Source organism: Microcoleus sp. MON2_D5 (assembly GCF_036701905.1).
In the GTDB taxonomy this organism is placed as follows: domain Bacteria; phylum Cyanobacteriota; class Cyanobacteriia; order Cyanobacteriales; family Microcoleaceae; genus Microcoleus.
Window position 1 is genome coordinate 1 of record NZ_JAUBRM010000233.1, and the last position, 1,262, is coordinate 1,262.

Genomic DNA, 1,262 nt, shown 5'->3' on the forward strand with positions numbered 1-1,262 from the left:
CCGCTTTTATCAACAAGGTATGCGGGCTGCAACCCTTATCCAGTCTATTTCATAGACCTCTTTGTCACCCTCCCAGGCTGAGACCACCATAATTCAATCGGATTAAAATCAGGAGAGTAGGGGGAGGGGGACAAACACAAGATGGAAGCACCCACAGCTTCAATCATAGGCTTAATAGAAGCTAGTTTATGAGCGGGTAAATTATCCATAACTACTACTGCTCCCGACCACAATCGTGGGACTAAACATTTCTCGATAAATACTTCAAATGCTTTGCTATCCATCGAGTTATCTATTGTCATTAATGCCACTACTTCCTGAAAACTAATTGCACCAATTACTGTGACTTTTTCCCCTCGATAAAAATGTTTGACGACCTAGGCTCTAGTTCCTCGTTCCGAGCGTGCATGAGTTCGTCTTAAACCTAGCAAGACTCCAGTCTCATCTAGAAAGACTAGGTTTTTTGGCTCGATCTCCTTGACTTTTTCCCAATACTCTAACCTTAACTTCATCACTCTTTTTGTCCCTGCTTGGCTACTCCTGACCGTTTTTTTTTGCGATTTAATCCCAACTTCTGTAACGCGCTACAAATTGCTGTTTTACCGACCCAATTTCCTGTTCTGTGGGCAAATAGCTCACACAACTCTCGTAAGGTTGCATCGGGATGTGCAGTCACTATTTCTCTTAACTCTGTTTCGGCATTATTCAAATGACTATACCTCGGTTTACCTCTGGGTTTTGGCTGTACATTTCCCTCTATTTTTTGTTGTTTGACAAGCTTTTGAACTAAGCTTTTACTCACAGCAAATATTGCTGCTGTTGTTCGGATAGACAGCTTTTGCTCTTGATGTGCTGCTACTATTCTTTTTCGCAAATCTATTGAATATGCTTTCATGAAGATATTATTTGTTAGTCGATTATATTGTACCTCATAACATCCGGAAGTGCTGTATGTTACAGAGTCACAGACAAGTTAGTATTGAATTACTGGCTTCAATAGGCCTTATCCGATTCAATTTGAAAGTCGGAGGCGTAGCCTGCAAAGATTTTTGAAATTAGACTGCCTCAACATAGAAAGCCTGTGGTTTCCACTTGTTAAAGAAATTTTAAAAGCTAAATTTAACAAATCTCAACCTTTGAAACTCGCGCTCGATAGAACGCAGTGGCGATCGCATAATACAGCATTTTCCGATGCTATGAGGTACAGTAGCAGCAATGAGTGAACCAATGTTTTAAATGGTGAGGATTCATCAAATTTAAGG

The 1,262-nt window shown here is 40.4% G+C and carries 1 protein-coding gene and 2 pseudogenes; 1 reads left to right on the top strand and 2 read right to left on the bottom strand.

Going from position 1 to position 1,262, the window contains the following annotated elements:
* Positions 1-44 precede the first annotated feature (44 nt).
* Positions 45-347: pseudogene (locus tag QUA47_RS31170) on the bottom strand (transposase); the annotation flags it as partial.
* Between the two features lie 164 nt (positions 348-511).
* Positions 512-895, bottom strand: coding sequence for an IS630 transposase-related protein (locus QUA47_RS30875; RefSeq protein WP_333433638.1), 384 nt, complete (start codon positions 893-895; stop codon positions 512-514).
* A 56-nt stretch (positions 896-951) separates the two neighbouring features.
* Between QUA47_RS30875 and QUA47_RS31175 the strand changes: the two are divergent.
* A pseudogene (locus QUA47_RS31175) lies at positions 952-1,100 on the top strand (IS4 family transposase); the annotation flags it as partial.
* Positions 1,101-1,262 lie beyond the last annotated feature (162 nt).